Below are 20140 nucleotides of genomic sequence, written 5' to 3' on the forward strand. Positions count from 1 at the left end.
GGTTAATCCATCCAGTACAATATACATATATAGCAAATGGAGGAGTGAAGAAGATGACCGAGGACCTTAAAACAGGCATTATTCGTATTTCTGATGACGTAGTAGCAACAATCGCGGGACTCGCCGCACTTGAGACTCCAGGTATAGCAGCCATGTCTGGCGGGATTTCCGAAGGGCTTGCAAAACGCCTAAGCGGGAAGAACGTACAGAAGGGTGTTTCCGTGGAAGTCGGACAGCTCGAGGCCGCAATTGATTTGCGTATTATCGTTCACTATGGCATTCCTATTCAGGAAGTATGCCGTCAGCTGCAGCTTAACGTAAGGGAAACGGTATCGAACATGACTGGTCTTCAAGTCGTTGAAGTGAATGTGAAAGTAGAAGGCGTTGTGTTTAAGGAAGAAGAAGTTTTTGAAGAAGCAGCGGCTCCGCGTATAAAATAATCGGTGATTGCTTGCCGCGCATTGTGCGGCCTGAGCTGTTCATTCTGATATAACATCGCAACAATAAACAAGCTTCCGCGCCTCATAGCAGGTGGGAAGCTTGTTTTAGTTTTGACGTTTGTTTTTCGGTTTTGCATTGCGATTCGCTTCTCGTGAAATGCTAAGCAATACGCCAATACACATGAGACAGGCCATAAGCGATGATCCGCCATAGCTTATGAAAGGGAGCGTTACCCCGGTCAGAGGTATAGCGCCTGTTACGCCGCCGATGTTTATGAATGCCTGAATGCTGAACAGCCCTATAATGCCGACGCCGATAATGGTGCCGTATTGATCCGAGCAGCGCAAAGCGACGATCAGGCCGCGCCATAAAAAAGCAAGGAAAAATAAAATAAAAAGCGAGGCTCCAATAAAACCGAATTCCTCCGCGATAATGGCAAATATAAAATCATTATACGCATAGGTTAAATAATGCAGCTTTTGTACACTTTCGCCAAAGCCAGCTCCGGTCAAGCCGCCATGCCCTAAAGCCTGTAAAGAGGAAACGAGCTGAAGCCCCGTATCCTGCTTGTCTGCCACAGGATCCAAAAACGCGGTAAAGCGGGCAATACGATAAGACCACTTTGCCGGGCTGAATGCCATAGAAATGCTGACTACAACCGAAAGCACAAGCCCCATTAATCCGCCGGTTACGAATACCTGCTTCAGATTTGCGCCGCCAGCCATAATCATAATGGTTGCGCAGCCTGCGAGTACGATACAGGAGCCCAAATCCGGCTGCTGCATAATAAGGAAGCAGATAAAGCCTGTAACAAGAATGACGGGAACGAGACCTTTTTTGAAGTCGCGGAATTTCTCACCTTTTTTGGATATGAGTGCTCCCAAGTACAAAATAAGCGCGAGCTTTGCGGGCTCCGTTGGCTGTATAGTTAGGGGCCCTATTTTTAGCCAGCTGTGTGCACCGTTAATGTTATCACTCACAAAAGGAACAATTGCAAGTAAGATAATGACAGGAATAAAGAAAAGCAAAAAAGACTTCTTATAAAATTCGTAACGAATATTCATCATGATGAGCATGAAAAATACGCCTGCTGCTGCAAAAACAGCCTGTTTTTTAACAAAATAAAGCGGATCATTCAAATACTTTGGTGAATACAAGGCAATGCTTGAGCTCGCGCTGAATACCATCACGAGCCCAAAACCGACGAGCAGAAGCGTGAAAATAAGAAGCAGAAAATCTGGCCTGCCACGGCTGCCGTTTTGCGTTTTGCTCATACTAGTCAAGCAATTGCTTTAGTTGCTGCAATCGCTGCGTAGCTGTGTTCAAAATGGGCTGTGGCACCGGAGATTCATACTCCATACCATGCGGGAACGTTGCTCTGCCAATGTATACGGCTTCAATTGCAAGTACAGCATGTGGAGATTCAAGCTTTCCTTCAACGGCACGCGTGTTGATGCGCAAAAAGTATTCAGCGTTCGTAGCCTTATCTTCCAGTTTCAAATCATATGTAGCGCGGTAGTATTCCCACTGCCAACGAACGAAGCCGAGCTTTTCTGCTGATTCATCCAAATGGAACAGCTCGCTCTGAACACCGTTCAAACCGGTATTCTCAATAATCATGATGTTTCCTCCTCATTATTCAAAAACCAATTGTTGAACATTCATTTCTCATGATAGTATGTTTCCCCAGCCAGTGCAAGCCTTACCCACGGCGACAAAGCAATCAGAAATCAACATTCCTGCAATTAAGCTTCCTCATGTGAGCTTCGTTCTGTTAAAATAGAGTAAGTTTATACGATTAAGACGATAGGTCTGTCATTTGTGTAAAAGGTGAAGGAGGTTTGCTGTTATGTTGACCAGTGTCTATACGTTAGAAAAGCTGCAACATCTTTATCCAGAGATGGTGCAGTGGCGGAGATACCTCCATCAGCATCCTGAACTATCCTTCCAAGAGGAGAAAACCTCAAGATGGATCGCAGGGAAGCTGGCGGAATTCGGCTGCGAGTTTGAGGAAGGTGTAGGCGGATATGGAATCGTTGTGACGATAAAAGGCGAACAGCCTGGGCCAGTCGTGGCTCTGCGCGCCGACATCGATGCGTTGCCGATTCAAGATGAGAAGCAGTGTGATTATGCGTCAACAGTGCCCGGAATGATGCATGCTTGCGGGCACGATGGCCATACGTCGTCGATGCTGGCGATAGCTAAGTTTTATCAGGAGCATCGCGAAGTAATCAAAGGCGAGCGGAGGCTGTTGTTTCAGCCTGCTGAGGAAGTGACGCCGGGCGGTGCCATTCATATGATAAAGGACGGCGCGCTTGAAGGCGTGGATGTTATCTATGGCATTCATCTGTGGGCTCCGCTCCCATTTGGGCAAGTATCGTCAAGAGCTGGCGCTTTCATGGCCGCAGCCGATGAATTTACAATTGAAATTATCGGGCTGGGCGGACATGGTGGCATGCCGCATAAAGGAATTGATACGATTGTAGTCGGGGCCTCTCTCGTTCAGTCGATTCAATCGATTGTTAGCCGGAGCATCAACCCGCTGCATCCGTCGGTTATTTCTATAGGATCTTTTCAAGCGGGAACGACGAATAACGTCATTGCCGAACGGTGTTTAATGAAAGGCACGGTTCGTTCATTCGATGAGGAAAGCCGTTATTTTATTCATGAGCGATTGAAGCAAGTAATTGATCATACCTGCCAAATGTACGGAGCCAAATGCGACTTCCAGCTTCGCATTGGCTATCCTGCCGTTATCAATAATGAGCATGAAGCGGAACGTTTTTTCCGTGTAGCTGAGCCGATGCTGGGAGAGGGCAATGCGGTGCGGGGCGATGAAATGATGGTAGCCGAAGATTTTTCCTACTACTTGGACAAGGTTCCCGGCTGCTTTATGATGGTAGGAGCGGGCAATGGCGAGACGTCCACCAGCTATTCCCATCACCATCCTAAGTTCGATTTCGAAGAAGGCGCGATGCTTAAATCCGCAGAGCTGCTTATACGGTTGGCTGAGGATTATGTGTCAGAGCCATAGATGGTCGGAGCATTAAATTAAACGCTGGATGAGCATGTTAATAGCAGTACAATGAACGTAAGGGGCATGTCACGGAAGACCGTGGCATGCTCTTTTTTTTAGGTGAAACGAGCTTTGAGGACGAAGGAAACAACAGCGTTTACACTTGCATAAAATAGGGCTTTCTTCCGCATACTGCTCCTATAGGTGGCGAATATGGCCGAAGCGTTGGCCTTGCAGTTTTGCGAAAGGCAGGCTGCATACTGACAGAGAAGGAGGGCTTTCTATGCTGAAGCCAAGCGGCAAGCCGCTCATTGTTCAAAGCGATATGACGCTTTTGCTCAATATGAAGCAAGCCGAGTCAGAGGAGGCTGCTGGAAGGCTGCTTGCTATCGCAGAGCTCGTCAAGCGCCCGGGAGGGTGGCATACGTACCGGATGACTGCCATGACGCTATGGCAAGCCTGTGCGTCAGGCATGGCGGCAGAGGATGTCATGGTGCTGCTTATGGAGTATGCTTCATCGAGCATCCCGACCTATACGGAAATGAGCATACGCAAATGGATGGGAAGATACGGCAAACTGCATCTTGAGCTTGCGGGAGACAAGCTCATGCTAAGCGGCAGCGCAGAGCTTATCACGGAGCTGGCCCTCCATCCGCATATCAGGCCGAAATTAACAAACCCGGATTTGGCAGCATGCCAGAACGGTTTAGGTGTGGAGATTCGCGGAGGGGAGCGAGGGCTGCTCAAGCAGGAGCTGGCCCGGCTCGGTTATCCCGTCATCGATCAAGCGGGCTATCACGCCGGTGAGTCGCTGATGGTGCAGCTGCGCGAGAAAACGCGCCAAGGCAAGCCGTTCGAGCTGCGAGGATATCAGCAGCAGGCGGTAGATGTTTTTTGCGCCGAAGGCTCCGTGCATGGCGGCAGCGGGGTCGTCGTGCTGCCATGCGGAGCTGGCAAGACGGTTGTCGGGCTGGCGGCACTCGCAAAGCTAAGCAGTGCGACGCTGATTTTGACCTCCAGTACAACCTCGGTCAAGCAGTGGAAGCGCGAGCTGCTGGACAAAACAACGCTGCAGGATGAACAAATAGGAGAATATGCTGGCGGGCTGAAGCAGGTGCGTCCGGTGACGATTGCCACCTATCAAATTTTGACGAGCCGCAAGGCGAAGTCGGCAGACTACCAGCATATGAATTTATTTTCCGAGCGCGATTGGGGGCTCATTATTTATGATGAGGTGCATTTGCTGCCTGCACCTGTATTTCGAATGACGGCGGATATTCAAGCGACGAGGCGGCTTGGCCTGACGGCAACGCTCGTACGCGAGGATGGCTGCGCGGAGGATGTTTTTTCGCTCATAGGTCCGAAGCAGTATGAATGGCTGTGGAAGGCGGTAGAAGCAGAGGGACATATTGCGGCTGTTCATTGCACCGAAATTCGCATACCGCTGGATGAGGCTGTCCGCAAGCGTTATGCGGCGGCTGCTCCACGCTCCCAATTACGGCTTGCTGCAGAAAACCCGTCGAAGGCAGACGTCATTACGGAGCTGTTGAAGCGACATGAGGGCGTGCCAACGCTCATTATTGGGCAATATTTAGATCAACTGCATACGGTTGCCGAAACGCTCGCAATTCCCATTATAACCGGAGAGCTGGAGCAGGATAAGCGCCAACTGCTGTATGACCGTTTCCGCTCGGGTGAGGTTCCTGTACTGGCGGTTTCCAAGGTTGCCAATTTTGCTGTGGATTTGCCGGATGCGGCAGTAGCCATTCAAATATCGGGCAGCTATGGCTCCAGGCAAGAGGAGGCTCAGCGCATTGGACGCATTCTCAGGCCAAAAAAAGGCAGAAACGAAGCATGGTTTTATACCGTTGTTAGCGATGGCACCAAGGAGCTGGATTTTGCCTTACGACGCCAGCTGTTCATGGTGGAGCAGGGATATCGCTATGCGTTGGAATCGCGGGAGTAGTTTCTCATGAATGGAGTAAAGAAATCCGATCCAAATAATCTAGGGGGAGAAAAAATGTACGTCCACGAGCTCGCCGACAAGCTGACGGATTATCGGCAGCAAACGTTTATGGAAGCACTGATGTGGTGGTATGCGGTTAAAGAAAATAGGCAGTGGAGCGATGCTGTTAAGGATCGCCGTTCCGTGCTTGAGGCCATTCAATCGCTATCTTCTACGACGCTTGCGGCGCTGAAAGCGGTCATGAAGCTTGCGGGGGCAGATCCAGCTCCTGAAGAGAAGCTTTTTCGCTTCGGCCCAAAGCTGGCACGCATGTCAGGCGCGGAGTTTCGCTGGGCTCTGGCCGAATTGCAGCGCGGCGGGCTCGTATTTTCGGTAAGCCGCAATTGGGGCGAGCGCATTTATTTTGTGCCTCGTGACAGCTTTGCGCTATGGCAGCAGCTGCTGTTTCCCTGTCATTTGGAGGCGAAGGACATGGATACTTTGGCAGATGGCGAAGTGCAGTTTCGAGCTTCCGGGAGGCTGCTGGGGCTTCAATTGCTTGATGCTTGGACGGAGCTTGCGCGAAGCGGGCTTGTGCTGACGAATAAAGGGATTTTGCCTAGAAAAATAATTGCCCGTCTAGGGATTGCCGTTACCCTAAGCGAGGAAACCATCGCCTGCTTGAATATATCCGATGATAGGGTACGCAAATACGGGCGCATGCCTGCCTTTATTTTGGAAACGGCTATCAGGCTAGGTGTTCTGGAGGAGGAAGAGGAACGGCTCGTATGGGTAAAGGATAAGCTGGAGCAGTGGCTGATTTTAAACAGCTTGGTGCGTGAAGCTTGTCTGCACAGCCTGATTGTGGAGTTTTATTTATATCGGCAGCCGCTTTTGGCGCAGGGCACAGCTGCATTGTCTATACTTGCCGCGGGGCATTGGTATGAGGCTCGTGAGTGGCTGCACTATGTGCAGAGCGAGGCTGCTGCAACGGCAACGGGTCAATTGGCTTTAGGTGATGAGCAGCAGCTGCTCGGTTGGCTGGATACGCTGCATGCTTTTGGTTGGCTTGAGCGGATAGAGCTGCCTGGGGATCGCAGCTGGTTTCGTTGGATGATTGATCCCCAGCAGGGGGCAGTTGATTCATTGGCACCGCTTCCAAATGAAAGTGAAGCTGTCATTGTACAGCCAAATGGGGAAATTATCGTCCTTCCGGAATGCGATGGGCGTATACGCTGGGAGCTGGAGCTTATGGCCGAGCGGGTGAGCGAGGAGCAGCTAGGACTGTATCGGCTTAGCCGCAAGTCGATTGAACGAGCCATTGCTTTCGGGCGAACGGAAGCAGCGATGCTTGCTTTTCTGGAATGGGCTTCCGGGAGTCCTGACGCGGCAGCGGAAGCAGCGCCACTGCTGCGAGACTGGGGAGGCAAGCTGGATCAGCTAAGCAAACCAGTATCTGGCGGGGGGAGCATAGGAGAAGGCAGAGAGTATCCTTCCTTTCATAATAGCTCCCAGCAGCTTCTAACAGCTGATTTGCGGATGTATCCGGTTTATAGAATGGCTGTATCCAGAGCAGGGCAGGAGGACTGGCTTGGCCATTATGAGCTTATCCAGCATGATGATGAGGACAAGCAGGGCAGTTATTCGGGGCTAAAGCAAATACCCGCAAGCTGGTTGAACCAGCGCCGCGCCTACCATCATTCCACAAGCCGGGAGATGATGGAGCGTGCGCTGCAGTGGCAAACACCAGTTGAGCTGCTTCTGGAGGGAGAAATCGTTTCTTTTGTGCCTTGGGAGCTGCATGCGGAATCCAATAGCTGGTCCATCACGGGCAGCTTCTCAGGAGCGCAATATGGGGTAAGCGTGAGGTTGTCGCCTGAAAGCTGGCAGGCTATGAGGATGCTTGTTCCAGGAATTAATTTTCATACATAAAATGGTATGTACTATTTAAGCTAGTATGCTATGATAGATAAGGAAGTAAGCGAATGAGATGAGGTGGAAAAATGCCTGCTACTAAGGAGCTCTCGGCTGTTCTACCCATACACCCTGAAGGTGCAAGCGGTGTTTCTTCGCTCGATATGGCGTCGCTGCTGCTTTGTGCTTACGAGCTGGGTGATTGGATTAATCAGTCGGCTGAGGTTGCCGAATATTTATATTGGAAAGACGCAGTCAGCGAGGATGCTGATGTTAAGGCGCTGACCAGGAAGTTCGAAAAGGCGAAAGAGCTGTTTGAGGAATGCCAGCGTTTTGGGCGTTTTCATCCTGATTTTCATGCAGCTAAAGATAAAATTAAGGCGGTTGAAGCTGAGCTGGCTCAAATCGAGGCGGTCGTTCGTTTCAAATCGGCGGAGCAGGCTGTTGATACCATGCTGTTCGAGGTATCACGGACCATTGCAGAATCAGTATCGGATACGATTAAAGTGCCGAGCAATGAAGCAAGCGGCGGCGGTTGCGGAAGCGGCGGATCCTGTGGCTGTGGAAGCGGCGGCTGCGGCTAGGCGGCTCTGCTCGGTGTGAATTTTACACAGGTGGAGGGAATAGTATTGTTACCGGAACGGACGGGTTATATTATATGGGTCAGTGACCTGAAGGCGGCAAGATCGCTTGAAAAACACGGCACCGTTCATTACATGTCGCGCAAAATGCATTATGTCGTCATTTACGTAAATGCCGAACGTGCCGAAGAAGTGCTGCGCAATATTGGACGTTTGCCTTTCGTTCGCAGAATTGAACGTTCCTTCCGGAATGAGCTGCGGACGGAATACACGAAGGACAGTGAAGACAAAACAAGGTTTTACAGCATGTAGCTGCTAGAAGCGAACAGGCTGTGCGCAATAGCCCAGATGGGGACAACCCACCTGGGCTATTTTTTATGCTCAATATGATTCAGTATGATTATGAAATGAACCTCATCGAAGAGCGAAGCAAAAATCGGTTTCATGAAAGTAAAGGGATATGCTGAGTTTGCAAGCCTATGGCGGGTTCATAATCAGAACTGGAGCCGTAGTGCCGTCTCGTCAACTGTTATTTTTAAAATTCAGCATTTTTTCTGTTGTAAAATCGGTCAATCATGGTAAAATACTTGATATAATAGTCATAAAGGCCTGGTTCTTTAGGAGGAGGGTTCGTGATGAAGGACAAGTTGACGAAACGTTGGAGCACCTATGAAACATTCTATGTCGATCTGGGCGATATGAAAGTTTCTGATATTGTCATTACGAATCATGCCCGTAGCCGCTGGATTGATCGTGTCGAGCATGAAAAAACGGGCTATGAGGACATCGCAGAGTTTTTGTGGGAATGCTTGAAGCAGGGCCGAGTCGAGTCGTATTACCGCAATGAGCAGGATGTTTATTTAATTGACAATGATTTGGTATTCGTAGCCGAATTTTCGCCTTCCCTGACAGATACGGACATCTTGGGGAACCCGCTGCACAAAATGATTATCGTGACATTCCTTGGCCGAATGTCGGAGACGATGGAGCTACGAGATTTGAAATCCTATTATTCCTGGCTGCGCCATTCCCGGCGGATGACGCTCGTTAAAAATAGCCGCAAGAAAAAATAAACCGGCCCTTATACTTAATTAAAAATGAAAGCGCATCTTCGATTCGCAAGCATGGTGAAGCAGCAGCTAGCCGTGCGATGAACGAGACTTGCGCTTTTTCGTGCGTTTTGGCCTAGCCATATAGTATAATATAGGGCAGAGGAAAGGGTGGTCGGACAGATGGCGCTTAATTTTCATCAACTGCATATTTTTTATACCGTTGCGGAGCGGGGCAGCTTCTCGGCTGCGGCGCAAGCGCTCCATATGACCCAGCCGGCGGTGACGATGCAGGTTCAGTCTCTGGAGGATTATTTTGGCACGAAGCTGCTGCTGCGCTCAACGAAGCGGATCGAGCTGACGGAGGCGGGGCAGGAATTGATGCCATACGCGAGACGCAGCATTGAGCTTATTAGAGATACAGATCAAGCGATGAGCTTGTTTACGAAGCAATTAAAGGGACGGCTGCTGCTTGGAGGCAGTTTGACGATAGGCGAATACATATTACCTCGACTGCTTGGTCCCTTTGGACAAGCTTATCCGGACATTGCCATCAGCATGAAGGTGATGAATACGGCGCAAATAATGGAGGATATTATTAATCACCAGCTGAATTTTGGACTCATTGAAGCGCCAGTCAATCATCCGGATATGCAGATGGAGGCCGTCATGAGCGATGAGCTGCATCTCGTTGTGCCGCAGGGACATCCGCTAGCGGGGCGTACGGATGTGACGCTTACCGAGGCAGCGAGCTATCCTTTTGTGCTGCGTGAGCAAGGTTCTGGAACGAGGCTTGTGATGGAAGAGCAGCTTAAGCGCAAAAATATTGATCCTGCAGGTCTGAAGGTCGTCATGGATCTTGGAAGCACTGGCGCGGTAAAATGTGCGGTAGAAGCGGGCTTAGGCATTTCATTTCTGTCCTCCTCATCGACCAAGCATGAAATTGCGCTGGGCTTGCTGCATAGCGTGCCGATTGTGGATACGAAGTTTAAACGGCAGTTTTATTCCATTTATTTGAAATCTGCGCTGCTGCCGATTTCTGCGGTCACTTTTTTAACGTTTCTTAGGGAAAATGATTTGAGGAAATGGCTATGAGGAGTGAAGTTATGGGAAAGGTAGATTTACATACACATACGACAGCTTCGGACGGCACAGGCTCTCCCAGCAGCAATGTGCAGCTTGCAAAGGCAGCCGGTCTGGCAGCTATTGCGATTACCGACCATGATACGATGGCTGGTGTAGATGAGGCACTGGCGGAGGGTGAGCGTGTAGGCATCACGGTGGTGCCGGGAGTAGAGCTTAGTACGATTGCAGATGGTCAGGACATACATGTGCTCGGCTATTATGCGAATTGGCGGGATGAATTATGGCAGCAGCGTCTTACGGGGCTGCGCTCTGTCCGCGACATTCGCAATGAATTAATCGTTGCCAAGCTTGTAGAGCTGGGTATAGACATAACGCTTGCGGAGGTTACGGCGGTTGCACTGGAGCACTCTGGGGGCGCGGTCAGCGGGAAGACGGTAGGCCGTCCGCATATCGCGGAGCTGCTCGTTCGTAAAGGAGCAGTCTCCAACATGCGGGAGGCGTTTGACCGTTATCTTGCTTCGGAAAGCGCTGCCTATGTCAATCCGCCTCGTGTAAATCCCTATGAAGCGATTACCTGGATCAAAGAAGCGGGTGGCGTGAGCGTACTCGCTCATCCTGGCCTATACGGCAACGACGAGCTGGTGGAGCAATTGATACGCAGCGGCGGCGTTCAGGGCATTGAGGTGTATCACTCTGACCACGGGCCGCAGGAGGAAGCAAGGTATTTGCGGCTTGCTGAGCAATATAGCCTGATTATAACCGGAGGCTCTGATTACCACGGCGAACGGGAAGGCAAAGTATTTCACGGCGCAATCGGCAGCCGGACGGTGGATGTGGGTGTCCTGAAGCAATTGAAGTCTGGATTGAACGACGTGAATTTGTAAAAATAGATCTTAATAAACAAAAAGGACGTGACCAGCTGTGCTTAGCAGCGGGTTCACGTCCTTTTTTTAAATATAAGAATATAAGTATCGCCCTTATAATCGGCGTATATTTCACCCGCGAAACGGTTGCTTTGCCGCCAGAGGACGGGCGATAGCCGTTTGCACTTTGCACTTGTGGCGTGTAGGCAAGGTAGGCAAGGTTAGATGGTGCAGATGAGGCTGGCCTTTTGAAGCCTACTGTTTTAATTAGGTGATTTTTGAAGGCAGTGCTTTAATGCGCTGTTCGTCTGGCGTAATGAAAAGCGTCTTCTGATGGTCATAGATGACGAAGCCAGGCTTGGCTCCGCTCGGCTTATGCACATGGCGAATCATCGTGTAGTCCACCGGGATCATACTGGACGATCTTGCCTGACTGTAATGCGCCGCCAGCATAGCCGCCTCTTCAAGTGTAGCATCGCCAAAGCTGCCTCCGCGAATGACGACATGCGAACCCGGGATGTCCTTCGTATGCAGCCAGGTGTCGGAGGAAGAAGCGAGACGGTTCGTCAAATATTCGTTTTGCGTATTGTTTTTGCCTACATAAATCGCAATGTTTTCGGAAGAGGTGTAGCAGAGCAAGGAAGGGTGGGCCGCCTTTTTGCGTTTTGGCCCACGCTTGCTGCTGCGATCCCGCAGGTAGCCCTGCGCAACCAGCTCCTCGCGAATTTCCTCCGTGTCGGCAAGCGACGCATTGTCGAGCTGCTGAAGCAGGGAGGACAAATAATCAATCTCTGCCTTTGCCAGCTCCATCTGTTCCCCAACGACAGCGATGCTGTTCTTATGCTTCGTATAGCGGCGGAAATAGCGCTGTGCATTGTCTGACGGCGTGAGCTGCGGATCAAGCTCAATTGTGACCGTTGCTTGATTTTCATCATAAAAGTTAACTAATGTTGCTACTTTATCCCCGCGCTGGATTTGATGCATGTAGGCGGTAAGCAGCTCGCCAAGGACGCGGTATTTATCGGCATCATGCGCGTCAACCAACGTTTCTTCCAGCTTGTTTATTTTTTTAATATTTTTGGCTTTTTCGTTTTGCACAAAACGAATGAGGTCGGAGGCGCGCTGCTTCACCGTATCCCGATCGGCTTTGTCGCCATAGAAGGCTTCCAGCATTTCGCTGACGGTAGGGAAGCTTGTGGTTTCCCCTTCCAAATGAGTGAGCGCTGTGACGGAGAAAAATGGTTTGCCTTTAGCATTCGTCACGATGGCAGGGTCAAATTCGCCCTGCTTTGCTTTGTCCATTAAAGCAGAAAAGCTTGGCCATAAGGCAGCTGCGGAATCATTGGCGCGGAACGCAATCTCCTTGGCGAGCAGCGGACTTAAACCGCTGAAAGCTTCTACCAGCTGCTGAGAAACGGGAGCCTCTGTATTAGCTTGCTTCTCCGCTGCTGGCGCGCTGTCAGCTTCATCGCCAGCTGCTTGCGTGTGAGCTGGCTCTGGCTTGTGGAACGCTTCGTGGAACTGGTCTTCTCGGGCAATGGAAAACGGGTCAAGCTTTCCTTGGTCTGGGGGAGATACATAGCTGCTGCCCGGCATGACGATACGGAAGCTGCTGATGGATGGCGTGACATGATGGATGCCGTCATGGATAATGCCCGTAGCCGGATCTAGTAAAATAATGTTGCTGTGCCGCCCCATAATTTCAATAATAATGCGTTTCAAGGATAAATCGCCGAGCTCGTCGCGGTGCCGAATATCGATATGTATAATTCGTTCCCGTCCGATCTGGCTAATCGCTTCAATGACGCCGCCCTCGCAATATTTGCGCAGCAGCATGCAGAACATCGGGGCTTCCATTGGATTGACATAAGTGCCCGTTGTCCAATGAAGCCGCGGATAAGTAGGATTGGCTGAAAGCAGCAGCTTGCCGCTCATTCCGGCTCCGCGAATGCTGAAAATAAGGTCGTTTGCTGTCGGTTGGTGGATTTTATGAATGCGTGCGCCGATGCAGCGCTGCAAATCATCGGTTATTGCATGTATGACAATGCCGTCTAAGGCCATATTTCGCTAGCTCCTTTATGTTTCAGGTCACTGAAGGGCTCCTGAAATCGGTACGTATCTCTCTATCATGCCATAGTTGAGGCAAAAACTTAACCCCTTGTTGGGATATTTTGCGGGTTGTCCGAATACATTTAGGCTTGAGAGGCTGTCCGAGGGGCGCTGAGGCATATACGGGAGGGAAAAGAAGCGATGGAACAATTGAAATGGCATCAATTGGGTAAAGGGGAGCTGACGCAAGCGCTGAACAGCATCCCGGAACAGGGGCTGGCTGCCGCTGAAGCGGCGGAAAGGTTGCAGCGGGATGGGCACAATGAGCTGACCGAAGGCAAGCGGGTATCGCCGTTCATGCTGTTTCTTAATCAGTTCAAGGATTTTATGGTATTGGTGCTCATGGGCGCTACTCTTATATCGGGGCTTCTGGGCGAATATTTGGATGCGGTAACGATTATCGCTATTATCGTCATTAATTCCGTGCTCGGCTTCGTGCAGGAGTTTCGTGCAGAAAAGTCGCTGCATGCGCTAAAAGAAATGTCGGCCCCATCGGCCAAGGTTTTGCGCGGCGGGCAAATGATGGACATTCCAGCGAGGGAACTGGTCGTTGGCGATGTCATCGTGCTGGAGAGCGGGGACCGGATTCCGGCTGATGTGCGGCTGCTTGAGGCGAATAGCTGCTATACGGAGGAGTCGGCCCTAACCGGCGAGTCCGTGCCTGTCGGCAAGCATGCGATGGCGATCTCAGAGGCGGATCTGCCGCTCGGAGATCAGCGCAACATTGGCTTTATGGGCACAATGGTCACACGGGGCACCGCGAAGGGCATGGTCATTCGTACCGGAATGAAGACGGAGATGGGCACGATTGCTGAGCTTATCCAGCAGACGGAGTCGATGGAAACGCCGCTGCAGCACAGGCTGGAGCAGCTTGGCAAAATATTGATTGCCGTCGCCATCGGCCTGACGATTATCGTTGTTGCAGCAGGAATTTTGCATGGACAGCCTGCATATGGCATGTTTTTGGCTGGCGTCAGCCTTGCTGTTGCGGCAATTCCGGAAGGACTGCCCGCTATTGTGACGATCGCACTCGCGCTCGGCGTGCAGCGGATGATTAAGCGCAAGGCCATCGTACGAAAGCTGCCGTCGGTGGAGACGCTTGGCTGTGCCTCGGTTATTTGTTCAGATAAAACAGGTACCCTGACCCAAAATAAAATGACCGTCACGACCATTTGGATGGGCGGGCGGCGCCTCGATGTAACCGGGCAGGGCTATGAGCCCGTCGGAGCCATTATGGAGGGCGGGGAGCCCGTCGATATGAAGCACGACGCCTCGCTTAAACGGCTGCTGCAAATTGCGGCGCTGTGCAACAATGCTTCGATTTATCAGGTGGAGCCAGAGGAAGGACGCAAGCGCAGTGGCAAAAATGCAGGGGCAGCGAAGCAGGAGTGGGTGCTGAGTGGCGATCCAACCGAAGGAGCACTCGTTGTGCTGGCGGCGAAGCTCGGCTTGACCGCCAAATCGCTGGAAGGACTGTACAAGCGTGAGCGGGAGTTCCCGTTCGATTCGGAGCGCAAGCTGATGTCGGTGCTCGCATCCCATCAAGGAGGACGCGTCATTTATGCGAAAGGCGCTCCAGATGTGCTCATGCACCAGTGCAGCTATGTGCTGTGGGATGGCAAGGTTGTGCCATTTACAGGCACGCTTAAGAAAAAATATGCTGAGGCCAGCGAAGAGATGGCCCAGTCAGCGCTGCGTGTGCTTGGTCTCGCTTACCGTGACCTGCGGGCGACTGATAAATGCAATAGCGAGACGGAGGCGGAGAGCCAGCTCGTATTCGTCGGGCTTACGGGCATGATTGACCCGCCGCGCCGCGAAGCAAGGGAAGCGATTGCGGTATGCCGCCGCGCAGGCATCAAGACGGTGATGATTACGGGCGACCACCAGTTGACTGCAGAAGCCATTGCTGGGCAGCTGGGCATTATGCCTCGCGGCGGCATTGCGATGAGCGGGAAGCAGCTGGAAAGCATGAGCGATGAGCAGCTCGATCGTCTCGTTGACAATGTATACGTCTATGCCCGCGTATCACCGGAGCATAAGCTGCGCATCGTCAAGTCGCTTCAGCGCCAAGGGCATGTCGTTGCGATGACAGGGGATGGAGTAAACGATGCTCCAGCCATTAAAGCAGCGGATATCGGTATTTCCATGGGGATTACCGGAACGGACGTATCCAAGGAAGCGTCCGCCCTTATTTTGAGCGATGACAATTTCGCTTCCATTGTTTCGGCCATTGAGGAGGGGCGGAATATTTATGAAAATATTCGCAAATTCATTCGCTACTTGCTGGCCTCCAATGTTGGAGAAATTATGACGATGCTGCTTGCGATGATGGTAGGCTTGCCGCTACCGCTCGTGCCGATTCAAATTTTATGGGTCAATCTGGTGACCGACGGGCTGCCGGCGATGGCGCTTGGCGTCGATCAGGCGGAGAAGGATTTAATGAGCCAGAAGCCGCGTTCGGCGAAAGAAAACATTTTTGCCCGCCGCCTTGGCTGGAAAATCATTAGCCGCGGCTTGCTGATCGGCTTATGTACACTGGGGGCATTCTGGATTACGCTGATCGAGGCGCCGGGAAGCACCGAGCATTTAGTAAAGGCGCAGACGGTTGCGTTTGCAACACTCGTAATGGCGCAGCTCATTCATGTGTTTGACTGCCGCAGCTCGCGCTCGATTTTTCACCGCAATCCTTTGCAAAATCGGTATTTGGTGCTCGCCGTATTATCGTCGCTCATTATGATGCTTGGCGTGCTGTACATTGAGCCGCTGCAGCCTATTTTCAAAACGGTGCCGCTTGGCCTGCGCGAATGGTGTCTCGTCTTTGTTGCAGCGGGAATTCCGACGTTTCTTATGGGTATTGGCAGCGTGCTGGGCACATCCAAGCCTAAAAACAAATCGGGCAAGCTGACGTTTGGCTCCAAAATGTCGACGAGATAACATAAAAGTACAAATGTTGATGTATTTAGTGAATAGTGTTTATCCAAGCTTTGCAGTATGCTATCATTAATCAGAATCTTTTATTTATCAATGATAGCCGCGGCAAAGGAGCGTAAATATAATGAACTTCACTAAATTGCATGGATTAGGAAATGATTTTATCGTTATTGAAGGCGAGCAGCAGCTACCTGATAACGCAGCACAGCTTGCTATCGATTTGTGCAATCGATTTTTCGGCATTGGCGCAGACGGTCTCGTATACATTTTACCTTCGGAAAATGCGGATTTCCGCATGCGAATCATTAATTCTGACGGCTCTGAAGCAGAGCAATGCGGCAACGCCATTCGCTGCGTCGCAAAATACGTTTATGACAACGGCTTGACTGATAAAGAACTAATTTCGATTGAAACGCTAGGCGCAGGTGCGCAGGCGGTTCAATTGAGAGTAGAGGGCGGTAAAGTTCAAACCGTTCGCGTAGATATGGGCGAGCCGATTTTGAATGGCCTGGCGGTGCCAACTACGGTTGACCAGGAGCAGGTTGTAGAGCATCCGATTGAAGTAGACGGCCGTGAGTTCCGCTTCACTGCTGTATCTATGGGCAATCCGCATTGCGTAATCTATGTAGATGATGCGGCTAATTTCGACTTGGCAGCATGGGGGCCAAAGCTGGAGACTCACCCGATGTTCCCGCGCAAAATCAACGTGGAATTCGTAACGGTCAATTCCCGCGAGCATACGGAAATGCGCGTATGGGAACGCGGTGCTGGCCCGACGCTTGCCTGCGGTACTGGCGCTTGCGCGACGGTCGTTGCTTCGGTGCTGAATGGTTATACAGACCGGACGGCAACGGTAACGCTTAAGGGCGGGGATTTGCTCATTGAATGGAATGAAGCGGACAATCACGTATATATGACAGGGCCAGCGGCTGAAGTTTTCCGCGGCTCTTTATAAGGCGGATACGGCTATGGGAGAGATGAACAGCAAACCGGATTTGCGCTCAGCAATTGCTGAGCGCATCTTGACGGGGGACGGCGCAATGGGAACCTATCTTTATCAAATGGGGTTCCCTGTCGGCGTTTCCTATGAGGAATTTAATATTTTGCGCCCTGATGTAATCGAAAATGTTCACCGCCGCTACTATGAAGCGGGAGCACAGGTTATTGAAACGAACACGTTTTCGGCAAACCTGGAAAAACTGTCGATTTACGGCTTGGAAGCGGAAATGGAAGCGATTAACCGTGCCGGTGTCCGCATTGCCCGCGCTGCATCCGGCCCGGATGCTTACGTAGTAGGGGCGGTCGGCTCGATTCGCGCCGGAAAGCTTAAAAATACAAGAACCGTCCGCGTCAGCGATGCATATGAGCGCCAAATGGCGGCGCTGCTGACAGAAGGCGTTGACGGCTTTATGCTTGAAACGTTTTACGATCTTGACGAAATGCTGCTGGCACTGCGGATTGCCCGCAAGCTTACGGATATTCCGGTCATTTGCCAATTCGCAGTTGAAGACGTTGGCCGTACGCAGGATGGCGTCAGCCTAAGACAGGCGTTCGACCAGCTTACTGAGGAAGGCGCAGATGTCGTTGGCTTTAACTGCCGAAGCGGCCCGAATGGGATTATGAGGGCGATGAAAGCGATTGAAGGGGAAGCCACATGGCCGCTGTCGATTTTTCCGAACGCTGGTATTCCTGACTATGTGGATGGCAAATATACGTATGCGGCAACGCCGGAATATTTTGCAGCGTCTGCCCGTGAATTTGCCGATTACGGAGCACGTATTGTCGGTGGCTGCTGCGGTACGACACCTGAGCATGTCGCTGCTATGGCAGCAGCGCTGAACCATTATTCACCGCAAAGCGGCTCACAGGCAGCTGGAGAAACGGCTGTTGCAGAAGCAGAGACCCTTGTTATGAATCAACAGCCACCAGTGAAACTGGAAATTCCGGATGTTGTTGTGCCAACTGAGCCGAACATCGTGGATACGGTCCGTGAGCGTCATACCGTTATTGTAGAGCTGGACCCGCCTCGCGATTTGGATATTAGCAAGTTTATGGCGGGAGCAGCAGCACTGAAGGCATGTGGAACGGACGCGGTTACGATGGCGGATAATTCCCTTGCAGTTACGCGCATGAGCAATTTGGCACTCGCTGCGCTTGTGCAAGAGAAGGTCGGCCTGCGTCCGCTTGTGCACATTGCTTGCCGAGACCGCAACTTGATCGGTACGCAATCCCACTTGATGGGCCTTGATGCGCTGGGCATTGACCATGTGCTTGCTGTAACAGGTGATCCTGCACGCTTTGGTGATTTGCCGGATTCCAGCTCCGTGTATGACTTCACCTCCTTTGAGATGATCCGCATGACGAAGCAGCTTAATGAGGGGATTGCCTTCTCGGGCAAGCCGCTGAAGCAAAAAGCGAATTTTATCGTCGGTGCCGCCTTTAATCCGAATGTGAAGCATTTGGACAAAGCGGTGCAGCGTCTGGAGCGGAAAATCAAATCCGGGGCCGATTACATTATGACTCAGCCTGTCTACGACACGGCTTTGATTAAACAAGTGGCAGAGGCGACAAAACATCTTCCGATTCCTGTGTTTATCGGTATTATGCCGCTTGCGAGCGGGCGCAATGCCGAGTACTTGCACAATGAGGTGCCGGGCATCCAGCTGTCAGATGAAGTTCGCCAGCGGATGGCTGGACTTGAAGGGGAAGCGGGGCGTGCTGAAGGCGTCCGTATTGCCAAGGAGCTTCTAGACGAGGCAGTGCTCCATTTCAAAGGCATTTACCTGATTACGCCGTTTATGTTCTATGATATGGCGGTACAGCTTACGGAATATGTTTGGGAGAAAACAGGCGTTCATCGTTAATAGTATTGAAATGAATAAGGGGAAAGTGCTATTTTCATAAATATAAGCATTTATAAGTTTCACATTTATAAATGGCTTATATTTCATCGCGAAACGTTAGCTTTGCCGCCAGAGGAAGGCGACAGCCGTTTCACCTTGGTAGAATTTGCGCTTTGCCCTTGTTCGTTGCGCCAAAATCATTTAAGATGTATACTAATGAATACTGCCTCCCTGACTGTTTGGAATAACAAGTCGAGGACAGGCTGTCGTACAGTTCGGATGTTGTTTATACGTCCGCCTAGCGGAAAACGTATGCCCCGGACTTTTTTCGTCAACAATAATGCAATAGTTCTGCCGTTATTTGGCAGGTGGAGTGCATTCATCGTCCAAATACTTATACTTAATATCTTGTTTATTCGGGCAGTTGCACGAGGGAGACCGGAGGGGGAGCTTACTTGGCTATTAAACTAATTAATATTGGCTTTGGCAACATTGTGTCAGCCAACCGCATTATTTCAATCGTGAGCCCCGAATCGGCGCCGATTAAGCGGATTATCCAGGAAGCGCGCGACCGTCATATGCTTATTGACGCCACATATGGAAGACGTACGCGAGCGGTAATTATTACGGACAGCGACCACGTTATTCTATCAGCAGTACAGCCGGAGACGGTAGCACACCGTCTTTCCACTAAGGATGACGATAACGACGAATAGTACGGGGAGTCTTATGAATAAGGGATTGTTAATTGTATTGTCCGGTCCATCCGGCGTAGGTAAAGGGACGGTATGCTCCGTTCTGCGAAAAAAGATGCCTAATCTCGTATACTCTGTTTCGGCGACGACTCGTTTGCCACGGCAAGGGGAAATTGATGGCGTAAACTATTTTTTTAAGACCCGAGAGCAGTTTCAGGAAATGATGGCTTGCGATGCCTTGCTGGAGCATGCGGAGTATGTCGGCAATTGCTACGGTACGCCGCGCGATTTCGTTGAACGGACGCTGGCAGGCGGTCAGGACGTCATTTTGGAAATTGAAGTTCAAGGCGCTTTGAAGGTTAAGGAAAAGTTTCCGGAAGGCGTGTTTATTTTCCTCGTGCCGCCATCTTTGGATGAGCTGAAGCAGCGCATTACAGGGCGTGGCACGGAGTCGCAGGACACGATCAATCACCGGATGACGGTGGCGGAAGAAGAGATGAATCTGCTTAGCCATTATGATTATGCGGTCGTGAATGATGAGATTGAAGCCGCTTGTCATCGGATTGAGAGCATCCTTACCGCCGAGCATTGCAAGGCAAGCAAATATTTAGCGGAGCTGGGCGAGCTGCCAGCTGCAATCGAGAAAGCCTAAGCGAGGAGATGGAAC

General features: G+C 51.0%; 17 protein-coding genes. 14 read left to right on the forward strand and 3 right to left on the reverse strand.

Features of this window, described 5'->3' with window-relative positions; all coding sequences use genetic code 11:
* Positions 1–53: 53 nt before the first annotated feature.
* The gene (locus tag MHB80_RS11920; RefSeq protein WP_341282338.1) at positions 54–440 is read left to right on the forward strand and encodes an Asp23/Gls24 family envelope stress response protein; all 387 of its coding nucleotides are present in this window, start codon (positions 54–56) and stop codon (positions 438–440) included.
* Positions 441–545: 105 nt separating this feature from the next.
* On the opposite strand, the gene ftsW is transcribed toward MHB80_RS11920, so the two are convergent.
* On the reverse strand, positions 546–1715 hold the full coding sequence (ftsW, locus tag MHB80_RS11925) for a putative lipid II flippase FtsW (protein WP_341282339.1): 1170 nt from the start codon (positions 1713–1715) through the stop codon (positions 546–548).
* A 1-nt stretch (position 1716) separates the two neighbouring features.
* Positions 1717–2061, reverse strand: coding sequence for a YugN family protein (locus MHB80_RS11930; RefSeq protein ID WP_341282340.1), 345 nt, complete (start codon positions 2059–2061; stop codon positions 1717–1719).
* 229 nt (positions 2062–2290) lie between these two features.
* Between MHB80_RS11930 and MHB80_RS11935 the strand changes: the two genes are divergently transcribed.
* The 8 genes from MHB80_RS11935 (at position 2291) to MHB80_RS11970 (ending at position 10916) form a co-directional block, all read left to right on the forward strand.
* Positions 2291–3475: an amidohydrolase gene (locus MHB80_RS11935; protein WP_341282341.1), complete on the forward strand. Its 1185-nt coding sequence runs from the start codon at positions 2291–2293 to the stop codon at positions 3473–3475.
* A 265-nt stretch (positions 3476–3740) separates the two neighbouring features.
* On the forward strand, positions 3741–5423 hold the full coding sequence (locus MHB80_RS11940) for a DNA repair helicase XPB (RefSeq protein WP_341282342.1): 1683 nt from the start codon (positions 3741–3743) through the stop codon (positions 5421–5423).
* Between the two features lie 6 nt (positions 5424–5429).
* The gene (locus tag MHB80_RS11945; protein WP_341282343.1) at positions 5430–7334 is read left to right on the forward strand and encodes a helicase-associated domain-containing protein; all 1905 of its coding nucleotides are present in this window, start codon (positions 5430–5432) and stop codon (positions 7332–7334) included.
* Positions 7335–7405: 71 nt separating this feature from the next.
* The gene (locus tag MHB80_RS11950) at positions 7406–7900 is read left to right on the forward strand and encodes a YlbF family regulator (protein WP_082110749.1); all 495 of its coding nucleotides are present in this window, start codon (positions 7406–7408) and stop codon (positions 7898–7900) included.
* A gap of 45 nt (positions 7901–7945) precedes the next feature.
* Positions 7946–8209 (forward strand): YlbG family protein, encoded by a 264-nt coding sequence (locus tag MHB80_RS11955; RefSeq protein ID WP_046230587.1) that lies wholly within the window; start codon positions 7946–7948, stop codon positions 8207–8209.
* Between the two features lie 323 nt (positions 8210–8532).
* Complete coding sequence (locus tag MHB80_RS11960) at positions 8533–8970, forward strand: hypothetical protein (protein WP_341282945.1); 438 nt, start codon at positions 8533–8535, stop codon at positions 8968–8970.
* 159 nt (positions 8971–9129) lie between these two features.
* Complete coding sequence (locus tag MHB80_RS11965) at positions 9130–10041, forward strand: selenium metabolism-associated LysR family transcriptional regulator (protein ID WP_341282344.1); 912 nt, start codon at positions 9130–9132, stop codon at positions 10039–10041.
* Positions 10042–10052: 11 nt separating this feature from the next.
* Positions 10053–10916, forward strand: a complete 864-nt coding sequence (locus tag MHB80_RS11970) for a PHP domain-containing protein (protein ID WP_341282345.1) — start codon at positions 10053–10055, stop codon at positions 10914–10916.
* A 246-nt stretch (positions 10917–11162) separates the two neighbouring features.
* On the opposite strand, the gene MHB80_RS11975 is transcribed toward MHB80_RS11970, so the two are convergent.
* Positions 11163–12956: an NFACT RNA binding domain-containing protein gene (locus tag MHB80_RS11975; RefSeq protein ID WP_341282346.1), complete on the reverse strand. Its 1794-nt coding sequence runs from the start codon at positions 12954–12956 to the stop codon at positions 11163–11165.
* Positions 12957–13145: 189 nt separating this feature from the next.
* Here MHB80_RS11975 and MHB80_RS11980 point away from each other — a divergent pair, with 189 nt between their 5' ends.
* The 5 genes from MHB80_RS11980 to gmk all read left to right on the forward strand — a co-directional run bounded on the left by MHB80_RS11980 (position 13146) and on the right by gmk (position 20125).
* Complete coding sequence (locus MHB80_RS11980) at positions 13146–15938, forward strand: calcium-translocating P-type ATPase, SERCA-type (protein WP_341282347.1); 2793 nt, start codon at positions 13146–13148, stop codon at positions 15936–15938.
* A gap of 121 nt (positions 15939–16059) precedes the next feature.
* Positions 16060–16890: a diaminopimelate epimerase gene (gene dapF, locus MHB80_RS11985; RefSeq protein ID WP_341282348.1), complete on the forward strand. Its 831-nt coding sequence runs from the start codon at positions 16060–16062 to the stop codon at positions 16888–16890.
* Positions 16891–16903: 13 nt separating this feature from the next.
* A complete protein-coding gene (locus MHB80_RS11990) occupies positions 16904–18799 on the forward strand; it encodes a bifunctional homocysteine S-methyltransferase/methylenetetrahydrofolate reductase (protein ID WP_341282349.1) in 1896 nt (631 codons plus the stop codon).
* 434 nt (positions 18800–19233) lie between these two features.
* A complete protein-coding gene (locus MHB80_RS11995; RefSeq protein WP_005548256.1) occupies positions 19234–19494 on the forward strand; it encodes a DUF370 domain-containing protein in 261 nt (86 codons plus the stop codon).
* Between the two features lie 13 nt (positions 19495–19507).
* The gene (gene gmk / locus MHB80_RS12000) at positions 19508–20125 is read left to right on the forward strand and encodes a guanylate kinase (protein ID WP_341282350.1); all 618 of its coding nucleotides are present in this window, start codon (positions 19508–19510) and stop codon (positions 20123–20125) included.
* Positions 20126–20140: the final 15 nt, after the last annotated feature.

This window comes from Paenibacillus sp. FSL H8-0537 (genome assembly GCF_038051995.1).
GTDB lineage: Bacteria > Bacillota > Bacilli > Paenibacillales > Paenibacillaceae > Pristimantibacillus.

What these genes read in the sequence shown, in the direction of transcription:
- MHB80_RS11920 (WP_341282338.1), top strand. Translation starts at nt 54, where the DNA reads ATGACCGAGGACCTTAAAACAGGCATTATTCGTATTTCTGATGACGTA.
- ftsW (WP_341282339.1), bottom strand. Translation starts at nt 1,715, where the DNA reads ATGAGCAAAACGCAAAACGGCAGCCGTGGCAGGCCAGATTTTCTGCTT.
- MHB80_RS11930 (WP_341282340.1), bottom strand. Translation starts at nt 2,061, where the DNA reads ATGATTATTGAGAATACCGGTTTGAACGGTGTTCAGAGCGAGCTGTTC.
- MHB80_RS11935 (WP_341282341.1), top strand. Translation starts at nt 2,291, where the DNA reads ATGTTGACCAGTGTCTATACGTTAGAAAAGCTGCAACATCTTTATCCA.
- MHB80_RS11940 (WP_341282342.1), top strand. Translation starts at nt 3,741, where the DNA reads ATGCTGAAGCCAAGCGGCAAGCCGCTCATTGTTCAAAGCGATATGACG.
- MHB80_RS11945 (WP_341282343.1), top strand. Translation starts at nt 5,430, where the DNA reads ATGAATGGAGTAAAGAAATCCGATCCAAATAATCTAGGGGGAGAAAAA.
- MHB80_RS11950 (WP_082110749.1), top strand. Translation starts at nt 7,406, where the DNA reads ATGCCTGCTACTAAGGAGCTCTCGGCTGTTCTACCCATACACCCTGAA.
- MHB80_RS11960 (WP_341282945.1), top strand. Translation starts at nt 8,533, where the DNA reads ATGAAGGACAAGTTGACGAAACGTTGGAGCACCTATGAAACATTCTAT.
- MHB80_RS11965 (WP_341282344.1), top strand. Translation starts at nt 9,130, where the DNA reads ATGGCGCTTAATTTTCATCAACTGCATATTTTTTATACCGTTGCGGAG.
- MHB80_RS11970 (WP_341282345.1), top strand. Translation starts at nt 10,053, where the DNA reads ATGGGAAAGGTAGATTTACATACACATACGACAGCTTCGGACGGCACA.
- MHB80_RS11975 (WP_341282346.1), bottom strand. Translation starts at nt 12,956, where the DNA reads ATGGCCTTAGACGGCATTGTCATACATGCAATAACCGATGATTTGCAG.
- MHB80_RS11980 (WP_341282347.1), top strand. Translation starts at nt 13,146, where the DNA reads ATGGAACAATTGAAATGGCATCAATTGGGTAAAGGGGAGCTGACGCAA.
- dapF (WP_341282348.1), top strand. Translation starts at nt 16,060, where the DNA reads ATGAACTTCACTAAATTGCATGGATTAGGAAATGATTTTATCGTTATT.
- MHB80_RS11990 (WP_341282349.1), top strand. Translation starts at nt 16,904, where the DNA reads ATGGGAGAGATGAACAGCAAACCGGATTTGCGCTCAGCAATTGCTGAG.
- gmk (WP_341282350.1), top strand. Translation starts at nt 19,508, where the DNA reads ATGAATAAGGGATTGTTAATTGTATTGTCCGGTCCATCCGGCGTAGGT.